The organism is Streptomyces sp. NPDC093225 (genome assembly GCF_044753805.1).
Lineage (GTDB): Bacteria > Actinomycetota > Actinomycetes > Streptomycetales > Streptomycetaceae > Streptomyces.
This window is the reverse complement of sequence record NZ_JBIVNX010000011.1, coordinates 49,869-72,977: the sequence shown is the minus strand read 5'-3', so window position 1 is coordinate 72,977 and position 23,109 is coordinate 49,869. Positions and strand designations below refer to the sequence as shown.

The window sequence follows — 23,109 nt, the reverse complement described above, 5'->3', positions numbered from 1 at the left end:
CTGACGTCGAAAATCGCAGGGCAGGCCCGACCGGCTTGCTGGACTAGCACGAGACGTCGGGTGGTCCGGCGGGTGCGGTGTCACGTCCAGGCAGCTGCTTGGGCAGCCGCCGGATCACGGAAGAATTCTCGGTCAGCTCCTGACGCAGCAGCCGGTTCTCGGTGGTCGACTGATGCAGGGCGCCGACGAGGGCTGCGACATCGGCCTTGAGCCTGGTGATCTCTTCGGTGTCCGCAGCCCGCAGCTCCTTGAGACGCCGGATCTGTCGGCGTAGACGCTTCTCGCTGTCCGGCACGTCCCCGCGTGCGCGGACCCTGTTGTAGAACTCGTTCTTGAGATCGGTGTGGCGCTGGGTCAGAGCGTTACGCGGTACTCCAGCCTCGGCTGCGAGCGCAACGATCGTCAGAGCGCCACTCGAGTGCTCGTGTCTGTCATCCAAGATTCGGTCCATTGCCGTACGGATGCGTTCCCGTTCGTCCGGGGCTGGGCTCATGATGTCGGCTCCTGGGTGCGGATGCATTCGTGGGCGTGACGATCGGACAGAGCCCGCAGCTGTCCGGCGCGGCGTGCCAGCCGGTCGGCCAGCGGGCCGGGTACCGCCTCCGAGGCGGCCTGCTGTTCCAGATCTCGCGCGTGCTGGAGAAGCAGGTCGGCATGGTGGTCGGTCCGCGCAACGTTCGCGCACGTCGGGCGGCACCGGTCCAGCCGTGGTGCGTCGACGGGCTCCAGCCGGTGGCACAGCGCCCGCTCCCGGTCGTAGACGCACATCAGCAAGGCACCCGGATTGTCGTGGACGGTCAGGGCCGGGTTGCCGAGGAGGTCCCGGGCCTGGCGGAGGGTGCGGATCGACCCGGCGAAGGTGGGTGCCTGTGACGCGGCATGAATCGCGCGGCGCGCGGCTGGCCCGGAGATACCTACTCCCCGTGTGAGGTCCTGGTGGAGCGTGGTGAGGGTCTCGGCGGTGCTCCGGGCGGTTTCGACGTCGAGCAGTTCGTGGATGCCGCCGCGGCCTCGGGCGGCGTACCCGCCACTCATGGTGGTGCGCATGTGCCCGTACTGAATGGCGAGCGCCACCAGCCCGCCGGGGCGGCGCGCGATATGCCAGGCCAGAGTGCGGCGGAAGCGAGCCAGCCCGACCGCTCCGTGAGGGTCGTCCGGGATGACCTCGTGTTCACGCTCCAGGCGCCGGGCCAACTCGCTGGCCCAGGCCACGAAGCCCTCGATGCGGGAGCGCATCCCCTCGTTGCTGATCGACGTGTAGGAGGCGGTGGGGACGGTGTGAAAGGAGTGCGCAGCCGCGTCGAAGAGCAGTCCGTTGTCCGGGGCGATCCGCTCCAGCAGCCGGATCGCCCGGACCACGGGCGGGATCGCGACCCAGGGGACCTCTCGGGGATGCCCGGCCGAGTGGTGGTTGCCGTCCTCGTCGGAGGCGTTCTTGAACACCCGCCCGTAGATCAGGTGGCGGCTCGATACCGGGTCGGGGCAGCAGCCCGTTTCAAGGCCCAGTACCTCCGCCGGGCGCATCCCGGTCAGGTAGGCCAGAACGATGAAGCACGCGGTGCCCACATGCCGCAGCAGCTGGCGGGTCTCGGTGAAGTCGATGAACTCCGTCCACGGCTCGCCGTCGATCCGGCCAGTGACCGGGAGTGCCAAGGGGCAGGGGCCTGGGTTGTCCCGCACGTACGGGAGCAGGTGCTGCCACGGTGCAGTGGCCAGCAGGGAGTTGACCTGCGTGGCCGGGCAGCCCGCCTGTGCAGCGATGTAGATGTTGGCCAGGGCATGGCGGTGGCCGGCGTTGTGCCTGCTGGGCACCGGCAGACCCCGGTCGATCAGGTCCTGAAGGTAGCGCTTGAGCCGGGCCCTGGTCTCGGGGGTGCCCGGCGTGCTCTCCGCAGCCTCGGCGAGCCGGCGGCTCTCGGCGCGGGCCGCGAAGATGTCGTCGGCGAAGTCGTCGACCACCCGCAGCGCCCAGACCAGCAGCGGCCCCATCGTGGCCGCGGAGATGGGCTCGGTGGCGTTCTCGCCCCGCCCGGCCGCCGCAGCGGGCAGGTAGTCGTCGATACCCTGCTGGTGCCAAGGCGGGATCGGCATGCCGCCCGGGACACCGCTGGCAGTGTCGAAGGCCCACAGCCGGGTCAGGGCCACCAGATCCTTTGTGACCGAACTCCGCCCGGCCCCCGGCCGCCGCGCCAGGTGACCGGCGTAGGCGGCGAGGGCCTCGTCGGTGACCTCGTGTAGACCGCCCAGCTCCTGCTGGTGCAGCCAGGTGGTGAAGTACTGCCACCGGAGCACGGTGTCGCGGAGCCCGTGCGGCCCCAGGCGCGAGTGCCAGGCCGGATGCCCGACCAGCACGCTCGCGGGCAGCGGCGTATTGATCATCGTCCAGGCCGCCAGCCGCATCTGCGGCCGCACGGCATCGGGAAACCGCGCCCAGTACAGGCTGGGCCGATAGGCGCTGGGGTTGGCGACCAGCGGGGCGAGCGACCAGACCTCGTCGGCGTAGATCGACACCGGCACCGGCCCCGGTGCCACGACCAGCGACGGCGCGATGACCGGGGTGTCCCAGGAGGGAGCCGTAGGCAGGTCGGCGGGCAGAGAAGTCATAGGTCGAAGTCCCCCTGAAGGAGCTGGTCGATGAGTGCGCGGTCCGCGAACGTGACCGCCTCCAGCGCTCCCTGCCAGACCGGTGCACCGAGTCGGCCGCGTAGATCGGTGAGGCGGGCATGGGCATCCGCCCAGTCCGTCTCCCACACGGCCGGCTCAACGACGCCGCGAAGGTTGTCCAGCGCCTGGAGTAGACGCGCCAGCCGCGGGTGATGGGCGGGGGTGACCCGCGCATTCGGACAGGCCGTGCACAGCAGGAACGAGGCGGCACATCCCTGCCCCGCCGGGGTGAACGGACTGTTCTCCCAGTCCGTGCAGCCAGTCGTGACCGTCTCGCGATCGCCGTCTTCCCGCTGGCCGCCAAGGCGGGCCGTGAACACGGTGCGGCGGGCGAAGTCCAGCGCCTCCAAGGCCCCGTCGGCGATGACAGGCACGGCCGCCTCCCGTGCCTGAGGCTCGCTCAGCACGTAGACCCGATCATGGGTGTCCTGGGTGTTCTGCCCGGCCTCGCGCCGGTGCAGCACGTTCACCGTCCGACGGATCCGCCGCATCGGCGACCCCGACAGCCCCACCGACTTCGCCCAGGCCCGACCGGACAACTCGTTCACCCCGAACCCGAAGGGGCCCACCCGCTCCTCACCGGGATACGCCTGCGCCCCATGAGGCGTGGTCTGGTGCCACACCAGCAACCGGTCCACACCCGCGTCCATGGCTGCGACCGCCGCACGGGCGGGAGCGGTCGCCTCCAGCGCCTCCGTGAACACCCGGCCAGGCGAGTCGGCGCCGAAGTCGGTGATGTTGCGGCTCTCGAAGCGCCCGCGGTGCCCGCTGCGACGCCGCTTTTCAAGCTCCAGCCGATAGACAGGCCGACCTGTCTCGGCCGTGCCCGGCAGCGTCCGCGGCACGGGCAGTTCGGAGACGGTGGTGGCGTTCAGCCCGAGCTCCACGGCGATCAGCACCGCCAGCGCGGCCGTCTCCTTGCGGCTGAGGTGGAGCCGCTTCCAGGTGTACTGTGCGCCGTCCCCACCCAGCACGGGCCGGTAGCGGCGCAGCACCCTGCTGCGGATACTCGGCTTCTGGTACAGCGGGACATCACCGGTGCGAGCGAGCACATCCAAGGCCTCACCGAGCAGCCACGCGTCGCTGTCGGAGGGGACCCTGCCGTCACGCCAGGACGCCAGGTGTTCGCTGTTCTCCCTGATCCGCAACAGCGCCGAGCGGAACGTCCGGCGCGCGACCCGCCGGATCTCGCTGAACTCCTCCGGCGTATAGGCAGGGTCGTGGCCCCTGGACCAGAAGAACCGGCTGGCCATTGCCTCACGCACCGACGCGGAGAGCCGCGGATCGAGCCGGAGCAGCCCGGCGACGGCGGCGAACTTGTTGTATCCGTTCGTCCGTGGCGGCAGGCTCAGCCGCCACGCTGTCCACTGCGCCGCCGTCAGCCGGTCCACGTCCTGCGGCACATCGTCCAAACCTGCGAGGAACTCCGCGAAAGGCTTGATCAGATACCAGTTCGCCTCGCTGGACTCGATGCTGTCCCAGCCCCCGCCCGGGGCGCACTTGGCCACGTACAGCGCGGCCAGCGACCGCTGGAAATCCTCCGGGACGGGCAGCCTGCCGAAGTCGTAGCGGCGCACCCTGCCCTGCGCGTCCCGGTGCTCCACGACCAGCCCGTCCCCTTCAAGGACGGTCGGACGCTGATGCTGACCATCGGGCAAGGCGGCCGAGCGACCACGGCGGCTCACCGGTCCGCCAACCGCTCGTCCAGGTCCTGGATCCCCTCGCTCTCCCGGGCCAGCCGGGCGAACAGCCCCGTCAGCTCCTCCTCCGCCACGGTCCCGCCGGCGGGCACGAAGTCCGCGAGCAGTGATCGCAGCTGAAGGTCGGCGACCGGAGCGAGGTAGACCGATCTCGTGGTCTCCAGCTGGGCATGGCCAAGCAGGTCCTGCACCATCCGCCACGGATCGCCGTACAGCAGGCGGAAGTCCCGCCGCTCTTCCGGCGTCAGCCCCATCCGGCGGTCCATGACGTGGTTGAGGACCACGAGCATGACCAGCGCGAAGCTGTGCCGACACATGTGCGGCGTGCAGAACGGAGACTCGCTCATCGCAGGAGACAGCACCGTCGCGCACCGCTCGTTCGCGGCGCGGAATACCCCCTCCCACGAAGCCGGGCGGAACGGCAGGCCGGACTCGTTCAGCCACAACCACAGCGGCTCCGGGCCTGCCGGGCCCTCGGCGAACATGACCATCCGCTCCGAGACCGTCGCCTCAGTCAGCGGCGTCTGGCCCACTACCCCGTCCCGGTCACGCCAGTGGAACACGCGCCGGTGCCGCCCCGTCTCGTGTGTCACCAGCCGCATCGGCAGATTGTCGTAGCGGCCCAACGTCTGCGCGCGCCTCACCGCGCGGGCCCGCGAGGACTCGACGTACCCCTCGACCTCGCCTACCACCACACCAGAGGCATAGAACGTGCGCGCCCTCTTCGACTTCGTCACCATCCGGGCCAGTCGCCCCACGTAGTAACGACCCCCCTCCAGCCGCAGACGTGGTACCTCCACCGTCAGCAGCGACGCCCCCTCCGTCAGCCGCATCCCTGAGGAGAACAACAGATCAGCGAAGGCACCATTGCGGTCGCCGAGCCGCCCCGCCCACCCGGCCGACGGCACACCGTCGGCGTCGTGACCACGTAGCCCGACTTCGACCCAGCGGCGAAAGGCACGCGGCGTCAGCCAGCGCACCTCGCTGGTCCGCGCGTTCTTTGCCCGGGCCGCCGGCACCAGAACAGACTCGCCGGTACGCCCGGCCATCGAACGCATGAGTACCGGGCTGGCCATCACGTACTCGTGTTGCACCGCCCACTCGTACAAGCGCGTCAGCGCGGCCAGTCCCCGGTTCCACCGGGCTCCACCGACCCGGCGCGGATTCCGCGGAGAGCGTGTCCGCCAGTCCTCGAAGTCCCACAGGTCATCCGCCGTGGCCTGGCGCCACGACCTCCCCCGCCGCCATAAGAAGTCGAAGAACAGGCAGTAGTCGTCCGTGTAGTTCCGCTTTGTCTCTTGCGCAAGGCGAGCGAAGGACGACCGGCACAGGTACCTGCTCAGCCCCTCGTCGATCCGGTAGTCCGGAGAAAGAAGGATGGGATCCCCCGGATGAATGCCCACCCGGTCCTCACGTTCGGCCAGGTTCTCCCACCCACTCAAAGCTGGCACCCGGCCCCCCTCCATCTGGCGGCCCTGCGGTACCCAGTACGTACGCCATCCCGGCATGCGTCCACCCCTGCTCGATCCGCTTCAACACGTCGATCCAACAGGGAAGACGACGCCGGCGACCAGGACGCGACCGGCGACGCCGTCACCGCCCTGCACCTGCTCCTGGAAGCCCGGATGCGCCGCCGCCGGGTCACCGTCGTGGACGCCACGAACGTCACCCCCGAGACCAGGGAGCCGCTGGTCGCCGCCGCCAAACGGCACCACATGCCCGCCATCGCGGTCGTGGTCTCCACCCCGGTCTCCGTGTGTGTGGAGCGCCAGGGCCCGCGACCGGCCAACCGCACCGTGCCCGACGACACAGTCCGCGCACAACACACGGCGATGGTCCGCTCCCACCCGAAGCTGCTGGCCGAGGGCTTCAACGAGGTCTTCTTCTCCGACAGCCTGTGCCAGCTGCTCCCGTTCCTCCAGCGGCTGGGCGATGCCCGCCAAGCCGACCTCGGGCTGGACGGAGGCGACGGCCTGGGCGAGATGCTGCTCGTCCGCCGGGTGTTCGGCGAAGAGGTTCTCCCGCTGTGGCGGTGGAAGCCCGGCTCGACGGCCGCCGGCGGCGACCGCGTCGCGGAGATCCGCCTCGGCCAGCAGTACCTCACCCTCGCGTTCCGGACCAATGTCGACGGGCAGGGAGACTACGGCTTCGACGTCGCGCTGCCCTGCCCCCACGACGACGAATGCACCGGCTACGCCTGGGCGCCCGCGTACAGCGTCACCTGCCTCGCCCGCGCCCTGGCTGGCGAGCTGGACGACAGCGAGGACATCGTCTGCTCCGTCCACGGCGGCCTCGAGGACGCGGACCAGGAGCACGACGACCACGCCGACGAAGCGCTGCGCGAGACTGCCGGGAGCGCGCGATGACCTTCCTCCAGGAGAGCAACAACCCCGGCCGGACCGACTGGGAACTGGCCCGCCTCGCGGTCCACCTGCGCGGCTACGCCAAGTACGCCGACGACCCCGAGGCCGACGCTATCCGGCGCCTTGGAGAGGCGTTCACGAAGGACGAGGTCCGCCGGGCCGACGCCTTCCTGGAGGCCGGCCACCAGGACGCCGACCACCTCGCCGCGATCGCAGCCCGACTTGGCAACGACACCACCAGCGATGAGGCGTGGCTGGTGCAGCAGCTCGCGACGGCATGGATGCGGCTGGACGAGCTCCGGGACCGGATCGACGACGGCGGCAGCCTCATGGCCAACACCCACGTCGCCAGCGCCATCGACTACGTCCGCGGGTCCCGGCCGTGACGAACCGGCCCTGCCGCGCGTGACGGTTTTCCGTGCCGCCCCGACCCCTGCCGATCCGGCCGGGGCCGAGGCGGTCGCGGTGGCCCCTCACCACCGAGCACAGAAAGGAGCTGGACGTCATGCTGCGCACCTACGAGGTTGACGTCCCGATACACGACACCGCCCACCCCGACCGGCGGGGTGTGCACGTCTTCACCTGCGTCGCCGACTCCCCCGCCGCGGCCCTGCGCCGCGCGCACGAGGTGTACGACGCCGCGCTCGCCGCGCACACGGCCGGACTCATGGTTCCCGGCAGGCAGCCGGACCAGTGGGGAGTGGCCGGGCTTCGGCCCGGCTGGCAGATGGAGTGGCCCGCCGCGACGGCCACCCTCTGGCACAACCCCGTCAGCTGGACGACCCGCAGCGATTTCGCGCTGTAGCTCCGCCCCGGGACAGCCGCTCTGCTTGGCGGCTTCGTCGGCTGCCCCGGGCCCATCCATCCCGTACGAGACGAGACGGAGAACCCAAGTATGTCGTCCCTCCCGCGCGTTCAGGGCCGGTTCGGCCAGCGCGCCCTCCTACTGACGACCGCCGCCGTGCCGTTGACCGGCTGGGCGGTCCACGCGGTCACCCTGCACAGGCAGCTCGCCGCCACCCGCCGCGACCCGCTGACCGGCCTGCTGCGCCGCGACTCCTACACCGCCCGCGCCCGCCGGCTCCTGGCCCGCCGTGACGACCTGGCCGTGCTCATGGTCGACCAGGACCACTTCAAGGCCGTGAACGACGACTTCGGGCACCCGGCCGGAGACGCCGTCCTCGCCGCGACCGCCGCCCGGCTCACCGCGTGGGCGGGCCCGCGCGCGTCCGTCGGCCGCCTTGGAGGCGACGAGTTCGCCGTCGTCGTCCAGGTGCCCGCCGCGCTCCTGGAGCAGGGCCTCGCGCAGCTGGTCCGGATGCTGCACACCCCCGTCGTCCTCGAGGACGGCCGCCCCGTCAACGTCGCCGCCTCGGTCGGCGCCGCGAGCACCGGCGTCCTCGGCACCCGCGACCTGACCGTGTTGCAGCGTGCAGCCGACGCCGCCCTGTACGACGGCAAGCAATCTGACCGCGCCCACCTCGCCACCGCCGCGCACACCACGCTCCCGTCCATCAACGGACGCCGGGCCGGACGTCCGGGCACGGCAGCCTGGGGGCGGGCGGCATGAGCACCCACGCCGGAACCCTTCCGCCGGCGGGCGACTGGATCCGCGGAATCAGCGTCAAGCAGCCGTGGACCACCTCCATCGTCACCGGGGCCAAGACGATCGAGAACCGCCCGCAGCCCTGGTCCTGGCGCGGCCTGGTACTGCTGCACGCGGGCCAGCAGACCGACCGGCCCGCCCTGCGCCTGCCCCTGGTCGCCCGCACGATCCGCGGCCGCGACCTGCCGACCGGCGCCGTGATCGGCGTCGCCCGGCTGACTGGCTGCCACCAGGACCCGGACGGCTCCCCGCCCTGCACCGAGTGGGCCGAGCCCGGCCTGTGGCACCTGGAGCTCACCGACGTCCAGGAGCTCGCCCTGCCGATCCCCGCACGCGGGCAGCTCGGGCCCTGGAAGCCCACCGAGGACCTGGTCGCACAGGTGCGTCAGCAGCTGCCCGACCTGCGTCCGTGAGCACCCGCCGTCGCCCCGCACCCACACCGCCCGAGCCGCCCGCCGTGCCGGTCCGACTCCTGGACTGGCACGACGGCAGGCGCTTCGCCTTGCCCGAGCGGTGCGTGCTGTGCCGGAAGACCACTCCGCTGAGGTCCCACGATGGAGAAGCCGTGCACAAGACGTGCGCGGAGCTCTGGAACGCGGCGCACCCCGGCGAGACCCGGTTCGTCTCCGACCCGCCCAAGAGCGGCAAGAGCAAGGACCACGCCTGAACTTCCCCTCCACACGGAGGCCCCCATGAGCAGCACCGAACGCGACGTCGACCACGCCCCCGCCTACCCCGAGCCGCCCGCCTCCCCGCTCTGGCACCGCCACGGCGCGCAGGCCCGCCCGCTCACCGATGCCCAGAAGCGGCGCAACCGCGAGCTGCTGGACATCGCGCAGCGCACCACCCGACCCCGCTCCCCTCGCCCCACGGAGACCCTGGCGGAGGCCAACTGATGGACACCAAGCACTGCACCGTCGACGGCTGGGTCGACGCAATCCCCGTCCCCGGCCCGCGCGACACCGTCACCTTCGACGTCGTCGTCCGGCCCGCCAACATCGAAGCGTTCGACGACGACGCCCCCGACACGATCGTCACCTGCACCAGCGGCGACCCCCGCATCACCCACGAGCTGCTGAACGGCATACAGCCCGGCGACCTGCTCCGCGCGACTGGCACTCTGCTTCAGCCGGCGGGGCCCGGCGAGCCCGCCCGGCTCACCGTCGACGCCCTGGAGGTCCTGGACACCGCGCTCGTCCCGGTCCTGCAGGACATGGTGATCGACAGGTACGGCGACTACGTCGTCATCTTCAACGCCGACCGCGACCAGGTCCCCGTCTTCAGCACGCTCGGGCAGTGGGTTGGCCTGGCGGACAACCCCGACGCCATCACCACCCTCATCGACATCCACGAGCGCGTGGACGGCGGTGACGACTGATGGCCACCCCCAGCACGTAGGCCCGACCCGTCCCAGAGCACCCGCCGCGGACCGCTGGGCTCCGCGCCGCCGGTGGAGCACGCGCCAACCAGCGCGCCAGGGCACTGGCCCTCCACCGCCGCGGTCATTCCCCAGACGCCCTCACCCCTGGGGACCAGGCCGCCAGCGATGAGTTTCGCGCGATGCTCGCGGCCGTACGGGACCCGGATCCCTGGGCATCCGGCCGCGCCCAGGACGCCGCTGTGTGCATCGGCCCGTTCATCGAGCACGGCGCACCATCGACCGGGCGATGACCACGGTGCCCAGGTGATCGCTGTGGCCCTGGTCCACCCTGACACCGACCACGCCGCGGGATACCTCCACGGCTGCCACTTCGGCTACACCGACCGTGGCTGGCTGGCTACGCTGCGAAACGATCGCGATCCTCGCAGCCGGCCTACGCGATACTCCCCCACGCCGCCGTGCCTGCCCCTCCCCCACGACGCCGGCATGGCCCCCGCCCACTACAGCGTTCACGTCGAAGCCCGCCGCACCGACGACACCAGCTACACCACCCTGCTGCGCCTTGGGCACTACACCCAGACTTGGCTCGCCTCCCGCGATGCCGACCGCCTCGACACCGAGCTGGCACGCCGCGCCGCCTTCCTCATCCCCAGCTTCACCGTCACCCCGAAGGACACCGCGTTCGACGCCAGCGACTACGACAGCTACACCGACTCGCACGACGCTGATGTCACCTGCCTCCTCGCCGCTGCTGTCGCGGAGGTGACAGGGGTGCCCGCTACTTGGGCGGTCTGACAGCCGAAGGCCCGGCTCCCCGCGATCACCTGCGGGGAGCCGGGCCTTGTTGTGCTTCGTAGGTGAGTTCAGGCGCATCTGTCGGCGCGGCTGGGCAATGGCGCCCCGTGGACTGATCACTCAGTTATCAGCCGCGTCGCGCGGGCCTCTCTCCGGTGACCGGTCTCACCGAAGGTGGAGCAGTCTCCACGAGATTCGAGCGCGGCCTACACCAGTAGAAGCAGCGATGCGGAGCAGCGTCACAAAGATGGTTCGTCGGAGAATCTGCCGGCCCAGGGATCGCGCGCCGGTTCGGTGCTCAACTGGTTCTGGAGGATTCGAATGGCGTCTTCGATGCGGCCGAGGTCGATGAGGCGTTGGGTCAAGACCCAGCTGTTGGAGGTTGGGTGCGGTTGGAGGACGGCGACCGCTTCCTCGGTGCACCCGGCCTTGGCAAGCAGGTCTGAGAGGGACCAGGCCGCGTACCAGGTTTCGCCTTCGTGGTGTGCCCGTGCCTGCTCTATCGCCTCGTCGATGAGGCCACAGCCAGCGAGCAGTGAAAGCCGCATCATGAAGAAGTCCCACTCCTCCTCGCCGTCACGGCTTGCCTTGAGGGCGTCGAGGTGGGCCAGGCCCTCTTGGGCACGGCCGTGCTCGGCATACAGGGTGCACAGGGTGTCGACGATCCAGTCCTCGCCGCCGCCAGGGGAGTCCACCAGGGCGCGTATCACCGCGATCGCCTCGTCGCCCCGGCCCTGACGAGACAGAAGTCCTGCAAGCAGCACGGTGTCGTGGTGGCTGCGGGTCGAGGAGGCATCCTCCTGCTGGTAGACGGCGATCGCGCCCTCCACGTCGCCTCGCTCCTCCAACACCTCGGCCAGGCGCTGCGCGGCGTGCCCGTGATCCTCGGAGGCCGCGTACGAACGCAACTCTTCGATCCGGCCACGTCTTGCCAGCAAATCGGCCAGTTGGTCACGACCGTTGACGGACGTGACGTGCCTGGTGCGCAGCAGGGCGATCGCGTCGTCGGTGCGGCCTTGGCGCTCCCGGATCTGGGCGAGCAGGCCGACCGCCGTGTCGGGGTCGAGGCCACTGGGGCAGCACCATGGTGTGTCGCATCGGTGGTCATTGGGGATCCAAGTGGCGAGCAGCGAGGCGGCATCCTCGTCGCGGCCCGCTGTCTCGGCGACGTCCACCAAGGCGGCGGCGAGGAACCAGTCAGCGACTCCGGGGCGCAGTAGCTCGAAGGCTTCGGTGCCGCGGTTGTGGCGGGCGAGTAGGCGCCCTACGAACTCGAGCGCCATCCGATCGCCGCCCTGCGCATGAGGATGGGACAGCGCGATCGCCTCGTGCGGGCGCCCCCACCTCTCCAGCAGCTCTGCCTGGGCCCGGGTGGCCGGCTACCATCCCGTCGCGACGTACGGAGCGAGAACCTTCAGTGCGTGCTCGTACTGCTGCCGATCACCGAGCAGCCGTGCCCAATCCAGCGCGCAGAACCACTCGCCGCGCCCGGCTTGGAACTCCACCTCCCGCTCGCGGCCGAGGTCAAGAAGCCGGGCGACCAGCGCGGGCGGGATACAGCCGGACAGGGTCCGGGCTTGGCGATCAAGATCAGCAGCGTCCACGATCCCGCACCCTAGCCGCCGCCCCGGACATGACTGTGACCCAGCCAGGGTCAAGGTCCGATGACACGAAGCCCGATCCGTCAGACTTCGCCGAGTCAGGTCACCTATGCCGGACGGGACCGGTGTCGGCTACCAGCTGCTCCCCCGCCGATAACTGAGTTATCGCTCAAGGGAGTGCTGCGGGCCCGCATCGTTTCGCGGCTCCGGGAAACGGGCCGGTCGAAAGACCGGAACCGCGCCCCGGGCCGACTTCACCAGGGGCGGCTTTGGCGGCGATTACTGAGTTATCACTCTGATCCTCGGTTTCCTGGCGCGAGCTACGCATCAGTCGACCTGCTGTCCCGTCTCAGCCATGCTTGACGGATCTCACCGATTCCCATCGCCGTCTGTCAACCCGCTGAGTGCTTCGCGGGCGGTCAGGCAGGTGACGGAACGAGGGCCGTGGAGACGGACCGCTTGCGAAGCCCTTCTGCCAGATGCGCCATTTCCACGGACGTGCCGACCAGGCCCGGCCCACTCAGCTCGGCGGCCGTCAGCCGAGCCTCGCCCAGTGACAGGTGGCGCATGTCGCGCAGGGCTCGCAACACGGGAACGAGATTGGTCTCAGCTGCCAGGCGAAGCCGAGCAGACCCGTGCTGGGCCAGCAGTGCCTGTCTGATCTCTTCGGGAGCTGGGCCGACTCCCATCTCGCACCACCCGTTGGCGCAGGCTTGGCACCGTCCTTCGATGCCCCAGCGGAGCTGTCCCCGTTCGATGAACTGCCCAACGTCGCGGACCAGCACGCCACCACAGGCTGGGCACGACGAAGTGATCTCCACTCCTTGGGTGGCGGTGATCATTGGTGCGTCTCCCCCCCCGATGTCGATCTACCTGATCCTGCCTCAAGCACTCAAGGCCTGGTGACTGGGTTGCCCGGGATCACAGATCGGCAGCACACCTCATGCCATGACTGGCTCCGGTGGCGCGGCTTCGTAGCACCGTCCGTCACGCAGGAGAGCCCACAGAACGTTGACACGGCGACGTGCGAGGGCGAGAACGGCCTGGGTGTGGCGCTTGCCCTCGGCGCGTTTGCGGTCGTAGAACCTGCGGGACTCTTCGGACCGTCGGATGCTGAACAGCGCTGCTATCAGTTCTGGTGGCAGCACCGTCCCCAGGGCTCGCCTGCTCATAGTCCGCAGCACGTCGTGCCGGCGCCCTACGCGGGCGTTCCAGGGAGCGGTCCGCCGCAGCGTGAACTGGACGGCCAGCAGACGGTCGCGGCTACTGAGTCCACCACTTCGCGTGGCCCGCCCCATCCGCGCCGGCTGCCGAGCCCCTCACGACGACAGCGCTGCCGCGCTCCTTCGTCTGTCGACCCCTGTCGGCTCCGACCCTGGCGAAGATCCAGATCTGCAAAGCCGCCGCAAGTGCCTGTGGCCGGCCCGCCAGGGTGGCACGCTGCTTCTGACTCGTGGGCGATCACGCCCCTGGTGCCGTGCGGCATCCCCCAGCTCACGCGGCGTGATTCGTGGGGGCGACTCCGTGTCCCGTCTCGCTGAACCTTGACCAATCTCACTGAACTTTGACCGGTCGCGCTGCGGTCCAGGCCCCGTGGTGGCCGGGGAGTCGGGGTGGGTGCGGCTTCAGGGCACTGTGGTGGCCCGGTACGCGGCTGCGGGGTCCGGGGGCGAACTCGGGGCTAAATCATGGCTTCCCGGGCCCGGAGGTCGGGCGGTCCGTGGGCATGCACGGTGGTTGCCCATGTCCTGTGCCCGGGTGGTGTCGGACGGAGGGGCGGGGTTGGCATGTTCAGCGCTTGTCACCGGTCGCGGGGTGGCGCATTCTTGCGGCCCTGAGTGTCGGATGAGCCGGGCGTTCACGACGGAGGCGCCGGATGGGGAGGGACATATGAACAGGCGTGATCTGGTGGGTTTAGTGGGGCGTAGGACAGCGCTGCGGTACTTGCTGGCCGGGATCGCCGCTTCCGCCGTGTCAGGGTGCGGGAGTCCGGTGGAGAAGGCGATCACCGCGTTCGCCAAGGGTTCCTGGAGGTTCACGACCAACGCGGGGTTCGACGGGGTATTGACCATCACCGGCGATGGGAGGTGGTCGGAGACTCGGTTGGGCCTCTCGGGCCGGTGGGAGTACGACCCCTCCCGCCTCAAGATCATCGTGGACGGCGCCGACAGTGAGCGCGCAAATCCGTACACCATCTCCTCGGTTCCCGAACCCACCGAGGATGCCCTTTCCCGGGCGTACTCCATGAACGGCGGCTGGTCGCAAAGCGTCGGTGACAAGGTGAAGGCACGCCGGGACAAGGATGCCGTGGTCCTCGAGTTCGAGGACTTCTCGGACGGGCTCTCGAACGGCCCCGAGCACATCGAGTCCCTGATCTTCACCCTGACCCGCCTGGAAGGGGCGCCCTAACCTGGGCATGAGCGGCGAAAAGCCGCCCATGAAGCCAGCGAAGCCCACGAAGCGCCAGCGGCAACGTCGGCACCCTGCCGCCAGAGGCGAGTGGTGCGCAAACCCTCAGCGCGACCGGTCAAAGTTCAGTGAGATCGGTCAAGGTTCAGTGAGACGAGACACGGTGGGCGATAACTGAGTTATCACCTTGCGCTCCGGCGGCGTCGTGTTCGATGTTCAGAGAAGGGACAGCACCGAGCTCTGGCCCCGTGATCGCTGCGGTATGGGCTCCCGGTAGCTTCACCGGGACACTCGCATCGAAGGAGAGCGGCTACTCGTGGACCTGGGCATCATCGGGCAGGCAGCCGGACTGTTCGCCGTCACGAACATCGACGACATCCTGATCCTGGCGCTGTTCTTCGCCCAGGGCGCCGGCCACCCCGGCTCCACCCGTCGGATCGTGCTGGGCCAGTACCTGGGCTTCGCCGCGATCCTCGCCGTGGCGGTGGCCGCAGCGTTCGGCGCCACCTTCCTGCCCGAGTCCGCCATCCACTACCTCGGCCTGCTGCCGCTCGCCCTGGGCCTTAAAGCCGCCTGGCAAGCGTGGAAGGACCACCGCGACGGGGCTAGGGACGAGGAGGCGGAACAGACCAAGGAGCGCGGGCCGCGCCCTCTGGAGGTCGCAGCGGTCACCTTCGCCAACGGCGGCGACAACATCGGCGTCTACGTGCCTGTCTTCGCCACCGCCGGCGTCGGCGGGATGAGCGTGTATGCCGCGGTGTTCCTCGTGTTGGTGGCCGTGTGGTGCTTCGCGGGCAAGTTCTTCGCCACCCGACCCGTCATCGCCAAGGCCCTCGCCCGTTGGGGCCACATCCTGCTGCCCCTGGTCCTGATCGCCATCGGCCTGGGCATCCTCATCGAGGGCGGTGCCTTCGGTCTGTAGTACTGGGCGGCGCATCACCGGCGCAGTTCGAATTCCTCACGGCACCAAGCGCCTCTTGAACCGGTGAACAAATGGTGTCCCTCTCGGGTTCTGGCTCGCTGGGCTGTCCCGCAAGTGCGGTCGTGAGCCGTGGACGGGGCGGCTGTCATGTGAGGTTCCTCCAGAGGTGCCTCTCCTCGAGCTTGCCGAACCTGACGTCTCCGCTCTGGAGATCCACGAGGATGGGCCAGCAGTCGAGCAGCCGTTCCATCTCATCGCGTGTGGCGAGGTAGCGAACAGAGTTGTAGGGCACGATCAGGAGGCCGTTGCTCGCCCTCACCAGGCCTTCATCGATGGTCAGGGGCGGTTCGCCGTCGCGACGGCTGCCTTCCAGGAACGAGACCGCGATCTGTAGAGCCTCCGCTTGCTCCAGCACCTGTTCCTCCTATTCATCGGCTGATCCGAACCGCACCTTAACGCTCGTCACCACCTGCACCGCCTCACCGGCTCGGATGTGATGATCTTGGGATGGCTGGTGTGATTACGGCAGCGGAGCCGTCCTGGATAGCCCCGTTCACCGACTCTTTGCTGGGTGTCGCTTGACAGCGAGCAGCGGGAAGCCGAGGCAGCAGCGGAGGCTGCGGACGTACGCGTGCTGCGGTCTGCAAGGGTGGATTCTCGTGGCTGGCGACCGGGAGTCGGGTCGTATGCGGTGGGGGAGGGTCAGCCCTTGACCGCTCGAAGCCTGGCGCGGACGCGCTGTCGGCGCTGTTCGTTGAGGTACTCGGCTGCCTTGTCGAGCCGCCGCTTGCCGGTGCGGGGGGAGACGCCCAGTCGACGGCCGACTTCGGCGCCCGACAACGTGCTGCCGGCTTCCTCCGCCTCGGTCAGCCATTGGGCAACCGTCATGATTTGTTGCTGTACCGGGCCCTGGTCAGGCTCGGTGGTCTGCTGCTCAGGCAGCGCTGCGGTGGCCGCTCCGGTGTCGAGGACCACTGATTCCCAGACCTTCCCCCTCGCTGGCGCGGTCGCAGTGGGCCGGGTTGAGGGCACACCGGGGGAGGTCTGTTGGGTGGGGCGCCCACTCGGTCGAGGCTGGGGCTGGACTGTTGCAGTCGGGGGTGAAGCGGATCGTCGGCCGGGCGAAGTAACCGCGGGGGAGGGGGCGGTCACGGTTGGGCGTTCGAAGGATGAGTGCGGGGCCTCGCTGGCGGTAGCCAGCGCCGGAGGCATTTGAGGATGGGTCCCCACATGGTTGTTGTCCGCTTCCATTCCAGGCTTAGTCGGTACTGACGGTGTCTCCGCAAAGGCGCGTGCGAGCTGAGCCAGGACCGGCTCGAGCACGTCCTCGGCGACTAGCTGTCCGGTCTCTGGATCGAGTACCCCGAAGTCCCGTGCCAGGAAGGCGGCCAGTTCTTCGATAGTCGGGAGAGTGCCGCGCTGCTGCACGAACAGCTCGCCCGCCGCGATCAGGTCCGCGTCGTTGGTGTGCATCCGGTCCGGTCCTTCCCTGTGCGGCACGGGAGCAGGAGTGACTTTGGGAGCGGTGATTGTGGCCTGTGCGATGGTCCAGCCGGTGGGCCGGGCCATTCCGGAGGACTGCTCCTGGCCTGGCGGTATTGCCCTCCGGGTCGCCGGAGGCAGGAGGACGGGGTCGATGCCGGCTGCGGCGAGTCCTTCCGGTGCGGTCTGCGCCAGGGGCACGCCGATCCGGGCCAGCCGCAGCGGCATCAGCGCTTCCACCGGCGCCTTCCGCCGCCACGCCCGCCCGTACCGTGCCTGGAGCCGGGCCTGGTAGATCAGCCGGTCCTGCTCCATGCCGACCGCCTGCTCGTACGAGCGCAGCTCCCACAGCTTCATCCGCCGCCACAGCTTGAACGTCGGGAACGGCGAGAGCATCCAGCGCGTGAGGCGCACGCCCTCCATGTGCCGGTCCGCGGTGATGTCCGCGATCCGCCCGACCGCGTGCCGGGCCGCCTCCACCGTCACGACGAACAGCACCGGGATGACCGCGTGCATGCCGACGCCCAGCGGGTCCGGCCAGGCCGCCGCGCCGTTGAACGCGATCGTGGCCGCCGTCAGCAGCCACGCCGTCTGGCGCAGCAGCGGGAACGGGATCCGGATCCACGTCAACAACAGGTCCAGCGCGAGCAGCACGCAGATGCCCATGTCGATGCCGATGGGGAAGACGAGGGAGAAGTCCCCGAAGCCCTTCTTGATCGCGAGGGCGCGCACGGCCGCGTACGACCCCGCGAAACCGATCCCCGCGATCACCACGGCGCCGGTGATGACGACACCGATGAGTATCCGGTGCGTCCGTGTGAGTTGCATGGCGCTTGGCACCTGTTTCGCTTGATGATCACTGGGCTTCTAGTGCCCGGCTTTCCCCTGGCCCCGATCTCTGCCGGGTGGAACGCGAGGGTGGTAGTAGGCGGTGCCCCGGGCGATAGCCCCGGGGCACCATTGGGGTAGAGGCCTACCGCTAGTCGAGGAGGCGATCGGCCAGTTCGATCCGCTGGCGCTCGTTCAGCTGCTCGCGGAGCAGCTCGGCCAGCTGGCCCAGGTCGGGCAGGGGAGACCAGGCCTCCCGAGCCAGGGCGGGATGGACTGGCCGCGTGCTCTGGGCATCGCCCGCGGGGGCGTTGTCTGACGCCGGCGTGATAACTGAGTCCTCGGATGGCGTGCGTGATGGGGGAGTGCTGGTGTCGGAAGCCGACCACTCCTCGCTGGTGTCCGAGGGCGCAGCAGGAGCATCGAGCGCGGGGGCGTTGCGGGGCTCCGGGACAGCGGGAGTGATTACTGAGTTATCGACCTGCTCCCGCTTCTCGCGCTGCTCTGCCTTCCGCCGAGCCGTCTCCTGAGCACGTTGGTCGGCGACGCCCCTTTGCTGTTCGGCGGGAAGGTCGGCCAGTCCCCGCACGTGATTGACCTGCCGGCGGCCTGCGGCAAGGTCAGCCTGGAGCTCAGGGGTGAGACCGAGGAGGGACAGCTTCTGAGATACGTAGGCTTGCGACTTGCCGACCCGACGAGCAGCCTCCCGCTGGGAGCCGTGAAGCTCTACCAACAGCTTGAGAGCTTGGGCTGCTTCCAGGTCGGTGAAGTCCTTGCGCTGAGCGTTGGCGACAAACGCTGCTTCCAGCAGGTTCCGGTCGGTCGTGGCGAGCGCGTCGTCGACATAGACCTTCATCGTGTGGAGCCCAGCCAGCTTTGCCGCGTGCAGGCGACGGTGCCCATCAACGACGACGTAGGCAGCCTCGGGGTCGAGCTTGTCTTCCATCTGCGGCCGATCACGCAAGTAGGCGTCGACGCTGGCGACGGTGATGGCCTGGACCTGACCCACGGTCTGCAGGCTTTCCGCCAACTCACGGACGTCGCCCAACTCTTCCCGCGGGTTCTCCGGATTCGCGCTGATCTCCCGCAGCGGAAGCCTGGACGGCACCCCATCCTTCCCCGTCACCCGATCGATCATGCCGCGGCGCGCGCTCCTGCCCCCGGCCATCCGCTCGAAGGTCTCTGCCTGCCCAAGCAGTTCACTCTTGCTACTCACGAGAGCCTCCGGGCGATCATGCGCATCATCTCGGACTGCTCACAGTCCGCCGAGTAGACCAGGAGCGGCTGGCGAAGCCGGACGGCTTCCCGCTGCTCCTTCAAGTCACCGACAACGGCCAGGAGCCGGGGGGTTTCCATCTTTTCCCAGCGCTCCAGGGACGACGTTGCCACGTATCCGCGGCGACTCTCATAAAGGTTCACCACGAAGCCCAGACAGTCGACTTCCAGTGCGAAGTCCTCTTCGAGAGCCGAGATCTGCGCGTCCAGCATGCTGAAGGCCTTCGCCGAGCTGTCCTCAGCCTGGACCGGGATGACGACTCCCGAGACACCCGGTGCTTCGCCGTCGCGTCGACGGGCGTAGTAGAGCGCGGTGTCCATGGTCGTGCCCAGGCTCGGCGGACAGTCGATGATCACCACATCGAACTGCTCTTCCACTGAACGCAGAGCCCTCTCCAGGGCGGTCTCCTTGGTGCGCAGCTTGGAGAGAGCGAGCATCGTGTCCAGCAGGAAGCCGTCCATACAGGTGGGCAGCACGACGAGCCGGCCGTGGAACTTATCGTGCTCCAAGGGCAGCAAAAGCTCCTCCAGGGGGCGGTCGTTCTCACCCACCATGTGCTTCGCCAGGCTGTCGTGGTCCTTGTCGTTGGGGATCTCCGCGAGCCCGAGTTGCTCGGTGAGGTGGCCTTGAGGATCGAAGTCCACCAGCAGCACACGCTCACCAGCCTCGGCCTTCGCCTGCGCCAGGCCGGCAGCGATGGCCGTCTTGCCGACTCCGCCCTTCTGGTTGGCGACCACCAGCCGCTGAGGAATGCCCGTGACCGGCCGGACCTTCGGCGAGGGATTGTCCGAAAGCCAGAGCTGGACAGCCTGCGACAAGCCCTGGACCAGGGGGATCCCTCGCTGTGAACACACCTCTCGCACAGAAGACCAGAAGCCGACAGGGAGATGAGTGGAGAAGGGGATGGCCCCGGTCGTGGACACCAGAGGCATGGGGTCTTCAGTGGCCATCCACGACTGCAGTCCCTGCAGTACCGCGTCCTGGATGTCGCAGCCACGTTCCGCTGCTCGGACCTTCAGGTCCTGCCGCATCAGGGCCGGCAGCTTGGAGACAACCTTCTCTCTGTCTCCAGCAAGGTTCTGAGTCGTCATGAAGCAACCTTACTAACTTCTGACGCTCGAGGTAACGCATGCCGCGTGTCTCGGTGTGTCTCATCAGCCGCACGGCCGGCACAAACAGCCAATACAGGACATCCAGGAAGATCCAGCATGTCTCGCCCTAGGAAGCTCCAGGGCGCTGGGACAGTCTGGTCGGATCAGCCTCCAACCAGCAGCAGGCTCGGCCTTGTACGCCCTTCGAGCTTCACAACGGCGTCTGATGGCTCGCCAACTCTCGAAAGCGCACACACCGGCTATCTCACACGCACTCGCAGCCCAACCCAATGTCCCGGGACAACCCAGCAAGTCGATTGCAAGCGAACTGCCGAGTGCCCCTGTCGGGCTGCCGTGGCGCCAGTCGTTCAGAGATTGGCACCCACTCTGTCCCTTCAGGGCCAAGCCAACGGTTGGCCGTGCCGAGGTGCCGGAGTCGAAAGGCAGGCCGCCAGCGTGCGGGAGGGCGGCTGCTCCTCAGCCCTAGCGGGCTTGCGGTGCCCCGCTGGGTACGAAAGAGAGCGTCGGCATCTGCAGCTCCGTGCTGACGGGAGAACAAATGGCGTGGCTGGCCCCGGTGGGGCTCAAGGGAAGCCCTTGAGACCGCAGAGGAGGGCAGGGGTCGAACCTGGCACACCTTCTGTGGTTGAGGCTCTGGACTGGGGCGCACTTCAACGCGATTGATGACCACTCAGGTGGCATCAACTCATGTGCGTGTCGGCCCAGTTTGGTTGGGCCAGTTACGGCGCGCTCTTTATATAAGAGGGACCCCACCGAAAAGTGCCTCTGACCTGCGGTTTTCTAAAACAGAGTGTCGGTGGCCACCGACACTCGACCTCCTTGGATGTCGGCAGCCACCCACATCGGGCACCGAAACTTGCGTCGAGCCGCAAGAATCGATGTCGACGCAAATGAAACTTGCGTTGAAACGCAACATTCGCGGGTAGTCGTCTGGTTGAGTCCTCGATGAGCGCTCGCGAACGCAGTGGTCTCCTCGACACCCGCTCCTTCGCCGGCGTTCAGGTCTCCCGCACCTTCTACCCCCGCGGCCAGACCGGCCAGCAGCTGCTGGCCGGCGCCCACCAGCACGTCGATCGCCTCCGGGAACATCGAGATGCACGCCCACACCGAGATGCTCCACCTGGTCGCCGTCGACGGCCAGGGCCCGCGGCATCGTCGCTCGCGGCATGGTCACCTGCGCGTTGACCACGGACTTCGTGGACGCCATCGCCTTCGCCCCCGGCGCCGACGAGAACGCCTTCGACCTCTCCATCAACGTCCCAGGAGCCGGGCGAAGGTCGACTGTCGGGCGCCGTCGACACAAACTTGCGTCCATCCGCAAGAACTCGGCGCGTAAGATGCGTCTGGTCACAACTTTTGCCGTACAGTGCTCGGCACCTGTACGCGAAAGGATCATGAGATGGCCGAAGCCGCTCGCCCGCTACGGCGCAGGAGCAGCAAGGGGCCCACCCCGTCCGAACGCCCGAACCTCAAGCCTGCGGGAGCGGGCCAACCGAACGACTTGGCCCGCATGATTGCCGAGCAGTTCGGGGCTGGCCCGGTGCACGAGGTCCGAGCCACGGTCTATCGCCGGGCTCCCCACGACTTCCTCGGCGACGAGGGCTACTCGCTCGTCAGCAACTACTTCCTGCGCCGTGTGCTCCCGTACTGCCTAACGCATCGCATCATCACCACCCTGCAGGGCGCGATCCTGTCGAACTTGATCGGCCGACAGAAGAAGGGCAGGATCCAGTCGACCCACGCCGAGATCGCTCAAGAGCTCGGCGTCCAGCGGACCAGCATCGGCGCACCGCTCGACCGGCTGTGCGAGATGAACCTGATCCGCAAGGTGAAGCGAGGTGTGTACGAGCTCAACCCGCGAGTTGCCTTCAACGGCAACGGCGATGAGCAAGCCGACTTCCTCGCCGAGCTGCGAGCTGCGAAACTTGAGTCGGAGTTCCCGGACGAGTTGGGCGAAGTCCTCGCACTCTTCGCCAAGACTGAGATCTGCTGATCGGAGGCCGCGATGCTGATGACCACCACCGGTCTGCTCGGGATGCTCCACCAGCTCGAGCTCACCCCTACAGCCATCAACGTCTTGTCCGTGATGGTCAAGCACTCCGAAACCGGCGGGACGGTCGACCTCAAACAGGCCGAGATCGATGAGATCCTCGGTGTGGGGCAGGCGTCCATGAGTCGAGCGATGGGCCTTCTTGTCGAGCGCGGCCTCGTCCTTCGCTCCGGAAACGGGCGCGGGCACCGCTACTCGCTCAACCCCGCGATCGCCGGCTACGACTCTGAGCGAGAGCTCAAGAGTCACCTCGGAGCCCTCGCCGCCGCAGACGCGCTGCCGCCCATCATCGTGCCGGACTACAACCGCCGGCCCCCGAAGCCGGGGAGCGGTGGCCTCCACGCCGTGGCATAGCCCGCGCAGCAGTAAGGCCCCGGCGGGATTGCCGGGGCCCCTGCACCTGTACGCGAAAGCGTGCTCCCAGTATGCAGATGACGGCGCTGTCAGGCCAGGATCTGCATCTAGAAGCGAGCTGCACCGCATGCAAGAGGGTCGTCGAAGAGTCGTCTCGAGCCAGCGCCGTCGCTGGGCTGGCCACGCCCGTTCGGGGGATAGTGCGCGGGCGACTCATGGCGCGTGGCCAAGGTGAGGGGCGAGGACGTGTGATCAGGTGCGGTCGTTTCACGGCCGACGCCCCTTGTCTGTCCGGCGTACCTCACGCGGCGCGCGGCGCGTGGTTGCGAATTTGAGTCCCTTCAGTCCCTGTCGGCAAGGCGTGGTGCCGCTGACCTGGGTGTTTATGCAGGGTCGGAAGGCGGAGACCAGGCGAGTCTCGATCTGCGCCGTAGGGCCGACGGGAGTGGCTGCGTACCGTATCGGCCACTTCTTGGCAGGGGCTGAGCTTTCCTCGGCACCTCCGCGAGGTGCTGAGAGCGGTGCGAGTATGTGGTGGTCCCGCCGGGCGTAGGTACCTCTGCAGC

Annotated in this window: 23 protein-coding genes and 2 pseudogenes; 13 read left to right on the top strand and 12 right to left on the bottom strand. The window is 68.6% G+C overall.

The genetic code is table 11. The annotated features are described in order from the left end of the window. Positions 1 to 43: 43 nt before the first annotated feature. The 4 genes from ACIQCH_RS12920 to ACIQCH_RS12905 all read right to left on the bottom strand — a co-directional run bounded on the left by ACIQCH_RS12920 (position 44) and on the right by ACIQCH_RS12905 (position 5,815). Complete coding sequence (locus ACIQCH_RS12920) at positions 44 to 493, bottom strand: hypothetical protein (protein ID WP_402580709.1); 450 nt, start codon at positions 491 to 493, stop codon at positions 44 to 46. Continuing rightward, positions 490 to 2,604, bottom strand: coding sequence for an integrase (locus tag ACIQCH_RS12915; protein WP_402580708.1), 2,115 nt, complete (start codon positions 2,602 to 2,604; stop codon positions 490 to 492). Before ACIQCH_RS12915 ends, ACIQCH_RS12920 begins: the two co-directional genes overlap by 4 nt. Next, a complete protein-coding gene (locus tag ACIQCH_RS12910) occupies positions 2,601 to 4,268 on the bottom strand; it encodes a hypothetical protein (RefSeq protein ID WP_402580707.1) in 1,668 nt (555 codons plus the stop codon). Before ACIQCH_RS12910 ends, ACIQCH_RS12915 begins: the two co-directional genes overlap by 4 nt. Before the next feature lie 77 nt (positions 4,269 to 4,345). Next, entirely contained in the window at positions 4,346 to 5,815 is a 1,470-nt protein-coding gene (locus ACIQCH_RS12905; protein WP_402580706.1) for a site-specific integrase, read from the bottom strand. On the opposite strand from ACIQCH_RS12905, the gene ACIQCH_RS12900 reads away from it, so the two are divergent. The 8 genes from ACIQCH_RS12900 (at position 5,756) to ACIQCH_RS12865 (ending at position 10,509) form a co-directional block, all read left to right on the top strand. After that, positions 5,756 to 6,730: an AAA family ATPase gene (locus tag ACIQCH_RS12900; protein WP_402580705.1), complete on the top strand. Its 975-nt coding sequence runs from the start codon at positions 5,756 to 5,758 to the stop codon at positions 6,728 to 6,730. The two genes, ACIQCH_RS12905 and ACIQCH_RS12900, sit on opposite strands and share 60 nt — an antisense overlap. After that, complete coding sequence (locus tag ACIQCH_RS12895) at positions 6,727 to 7,113, top strand: hypothetical protein (RefSeq protein WP_402580704.1); 387 nt, start codon at positions 6,727 to 6,729, stop codon at positions 7,111 to 7,113. Before ACIQCH_RS12900 ends, ACIQCH_RS12895 begins: the two co-directional genes overlap by 4 nt. A gap of 119 nt (positions 7,114 to 7,232) precedes the next feature. Continuing rightward, positions 7,233 to 7,532 (top strand): hypothetical protein, encoded by a 300-nt coding sequence (locus ACIQCH_RS12890; protein WP_402580703.1) that lies wholly within the window; start codon positions 7,233 to 7,235, stop codon positions 7,530 to 7,532. Positions 7,533 to 7,622: 90 nt separating this feature from the next. Further along, the gene (locus ACIQCH_RS12885; RefSeq protein WP_402580702.1) at positions 7,623 to 8,297 is read left to right on the top strand and encodes a GGDEF domain-containing protein; all 675 of its coding nucleotides are present in this window, start codon (positions 7,623 to 7,625) and stop codon (positions 8,295 to 8,297) included. Beyond that, positions 8,294 to 8,746 carry a hypothetical protein gene (locus ACIQCH_RS12880; protein ID WP_402580701.1) on the top strand — a complete coding sequence of 151 codons (453 nt, stop codon included), beginning with the start codon at positions 8,294 to 8,296 and terminating at the stop codon, positions 8,744 to 8,746. The genes ACIQCH_RS12885 and ACIQCH_RS12880 overlap by 4 nt, the downstream gene beginning before the upstream one ends. 279 nt (positions 8,747 to 9,025) lie before the next feature. Next, entirely contained in the window at positions 9,026 to 9,229 is a 204-nt protein-coding gene (locus tag ACIQCH_RS12875) for a hypothetical protein (protein WP_402580700.1), read from the top strand. Further along, the gene (locus tag ACIQCH_RS12870; RefSeq protein ID WP_402580699.1) at positions 9,229 to 9,711 is read left to right on the top strand and encodes a hypothetical protein; all 483 of its coding nucleotides are present in this window, start codon (positions 9,229 to 9,231) and stop codon (positions 9,709 to 9,711) included. The genes ACIQCH_RS12875 and ACIQCH_RS12870 overlap by 1 nt, the downstream gene beginning before the upstream one ends. 306 nt (positions 9,712 to 10,017) lie before the next feature. Beyond that, on the top strand, positions 10,018 to 10,509 hold the full coding sequence (locus tag ACIQCH_RS12865) for a hypothetical protein (protein WP_402580698.1): 492 nt from the start codon (positions 10,018 to 10,020) through the stop codon (positions 10,507 to 10,509). Between the two features lie 239 nt (positions 10,510 to 10,748). Here the strand turns inward: ACIQCH_RS12865 and ACIQCH_RS12860 are convergent, their stop codons facing one another. From ACIQCH_RS12860 to ACIQCH_RS12845, 4 genes and pseudogenes are all read right to left on the bottom strand, one after another. Beyond that, on the bottom strand, positions 10,749 to 11,792 hold the full coding sequence (locus tag ACIQCH_RS12860) for a tetratricopeptide repeat protein (RefSeq protein WP_402580697.1): 1,044 nt from the start codon (positions 11,790 to 11,792) through the stop codon (positions 10,749 to 10,751). A gap of 96 nt (positions 11,793 to 11,888) precedes the next feature. Further along, positions 11,889 to 12,113 carry a hypothetical protein gene (locus ACIQCH_RS12855; RefSeq protein ID WP_402580696.1) on the bottom strand — a complete coding sequence of 75 codons (225 nt, stop codon included), beginning with the start codon at positions 12,111 to 12,113 and terminating at the stop codon, positions 11,889 to 11,891. Between the two features lie 416 nt (positions 12,114 to 12,529). Beyond that, positions 12,530 to 12,952 (bottom strand): hypothetical protein, encoded by a 423-nt coding sequence (locus tag ACIQCH_RS12850; protein ID WP_402580695.1) that lies wholly within the window; start codon positions 12,950 to 12,952, stop codon positions 12,530 to 12,532. Positions 12,953 to 13,051: 99 nt separating this feature from the next. Continuing rightward, positions 13,052 to 13,240, bottom strand: a pseudogene (locus ACIQCH_RS12845) (IS110 family transposase); the annotation flags it as partial. A gap of 862 nt (positions 13,241 to 14,102) precedes the next feature. Between ACIQCH_RS12845 and ACIQCH_RS12840 the strand changes: the two are divergent. Both ACIQCH_RS12840 and ACIQCH_RS12835 read left to right on the top strand, forming a co-directional pair. Further along, entirely contained in the window at positions 14,103 to 14,519 is a 417-nt protein-coding gene (locus ACIQCH_RS12840) for a hypothetical protein (RefSeq protein ID WP_402580694.1), read from the top strand. Positions 14,520 to 14,835: 316 nt separating this feature from the next. Beyond that, complete coding sequence (locus ACIQCH_RS12835; RefSeq protein WP_402580693.1) at positions 14,836 to 15,441, top strand: cadmium resistance transporter; 606 nt, start codon at positions 14,836 to 14,838, stop codon at positions 15,439 to 15,441. Positions 15,442 to 15,586: 145 nt separating this feature from the next. On the opposite strand, the gene ACIQCH_RS12830 is transcribed toward ACIQCH_RS12835, so the two are convergent. The 4 genes from ACIQCH_RS12830 to ACIQCH_RS12815 form a co-directional block, all read right to left on the bottom strand. Beyond that, a complete protein-coding gene (locus ACIQCH_RS12830) occupies positions 15,587 to 15,856 on the bottom strand; it encodes a hypothetical protein (protein ID WP_402580692.1) in 270 nt (89 codons plus the stop codon). Between the two features lie 287 nt (positions 15,857 to 16,143). Next, positions 16,144 to 17,751 (bottom strand): DUF2637 domain-containing protein, encoded by a 1,608-nt coding sequence (locus ACIQCH_RS12825; protein ID WP_402580691.1) that lies wholly within the window; start codon positions 17,749 to 17,751, stop codon positions 16,144 to 16,146. A 151-nt stretch (positions 17,752 to 17,902) separates the two neighbouring features. Further along, positions 17,903 to 18,967: a ParB/RepB/Spo0J family partition protein gene (locus ACIQCH_RS12820; RefSeq protein WP_402580690.1), complete on the bottom strand. Its 1,065-nt coding sequence runs from the start codon at positions 18,965 to 18,967 to the stop codon at positions 17,903 to 17,905. Then, entirely contained in the window at positions 18,964 to 20,118 is a 1,155-nt protein-coding gene (locus ACIQCH_RS12815; protein ID WP_402580689.1) for a ParA family protein, read from the bottom strand. Before ACIQCH_RS12815 ends, ACIQCH_RS12820 begins: the two co-directional genes overlap by 4 nt. 972 nt (positions 20,119 to 21,090) lie before the next feature. On the opposite strand from ACIQCH_RS12815, the pseudogene ACIQCH_RS12810 reads away from it, so the two are divergent. The 3 genes and pseudogenes from ACIQCH_RS12810 to ACIQCH_RS12800 all read left to right on the top strand — a co-directional run. Beyond that, a pseudogene (locus ACIQCH_RS12810) lies at positions 21,091 to 21,395 on the top strand (fumarate reductase/succinate dehydrogenase flavoprotein subunit); the annotation flags it as partial. A 143-nt stretch (positions 21,396 to 21,538) separates the two neighbouring features. Continuing rightward, positions 21,539 to 22,132, top strand: a complete 594-nt coding sequence (locus tag ACIQCH_RS12805; protein WP_402580688.1) for a replication/maintenance protein RepL — start codon at positions 21,539 to 21,541, stop codon at positions 22,130 to 22,132. Positions 22,133 to 22,144: 12 nt separating this feature from the next. Further along, positions 22,145 to 22,543, top strand: coding sequence for a hypothetical protein (locus ACIQCH_RS12800; RefSeq protein WP_402580687.1), 399 nt, complete (start codon positions 22,145 to 22,147; stop codon positions 22,541 to 22,543). The last annotated feature ends 566 nt before the right edge of the window (positions 22,544 to 23,109 follow it).

Bases quoted from the DNA above. Each gene is read 5' to 3' on its own strand.
- ACIQCH_RS12920 (WP_402580709.1), bottom strand. From the start codon at position 493: ATGAGCCCAGCCCCGGACGAACGGGAACGCATCCGTACGGCAATGGAC.
- ACIQCH_RS12915 (WP_402580708.1), bottom strand. From the start codon at position 2,604: ATGACTTCTCTGCCCGCCGACCTGCCTACGGCTCCCTCCTGGGACACC.
- ACIQCH_RS12900 (WP_402580705.1), top strand. From the start codon at position 5,756: ATGAATGCCCACCCGGTCCTCACGTTCGGCCAGGTTCTCCCACCCACT.
- ACIQCH_RS12895 (WP_402580704.1), top strand. From the start codon at position 6,727: ATGACCTTCCTCCAGGAGAGCAACAACCCCGGCCGGACCGACTGGGAA.
- ACIQCH_RS12890 (WP_402580703.1), top strand. From the start codon at position 7,233: ATGCTGCGCACCTACGAGGTTGACGTCCCGATACACGACACCGCCCAC.
- ACIQCH_RS12885 (WP_402580702.1), top strand. From the start codon at position 7,623: ATGTCGTCCCTCCCGCGCGTTCAGGGCCGGTTCGGCCAGCGCGCCCTC.
- ACIQCH_RS12880 (WP_402580701.1), top strand. From the start codon at position 8,294: ATGAGCACCCACGCCGGAACCCTTCCGCCGGCGGGCGACTGGATCCGC.
- ACIQCH_RS12875 (WP_402580700.1), top strand. From the start codon at position 9,026: ATGAGCAGCACCGAACGCGACGTCGACCACGCCCCCGCCTACCCCGAG.
- ACIQCH_RS12870 (WP_402580699.1), top strand. From the start codon at position 9,229: ATGGACACCAAGCACTGCACCGTCGACGGCTGGGTCGACGCAATCCCC.
- ACIQCH_RS12860 (WP_402580697.1), bottom strand. From the start codon at position 11,792: ATGGCGCTCGAGTTCGTAGGGCGCCTACTCGCCCGCCACAACCGCGGC.
- ACIQCH_RS12850 (WP_402580695.1), bottom strand. From the start codon at position 12,952: ATGATCACCGCCACCCAAGGAGTGGAGATCACTTCGTCGTGCCCAGCC.
- ACIQCH_RS12825 (WP_402580691.1), bottom strand. From the start codon at position 17,751: ATGCAACTCACACGGACGCACCGGATACTCATCGGTGTCGTCATCACC.
- ACIQCH_RS12815 (WP_402580689.1), bottom strand. From the start codon at position 20,118: ATGACGACTCAGAACCTTGCTGGAGACAGAGAGAAGGTTGTCTCCAAG.
- ACIQCH_RS12805 (WP_402580688.1), top strand. From the start codon at position 21,539: ATGGCCGAAGCCGCTCGCCCGCTACGGCGCAGGAGCAGCAAGGGGCCC.
- ACIQCH_RS12800 (WP_402580687.1), top strand. From the start codon at position 22,145: ATGCTGATGACCACCACCGGTCTGCTCGGGATGCTCCACCAGCTCGAG.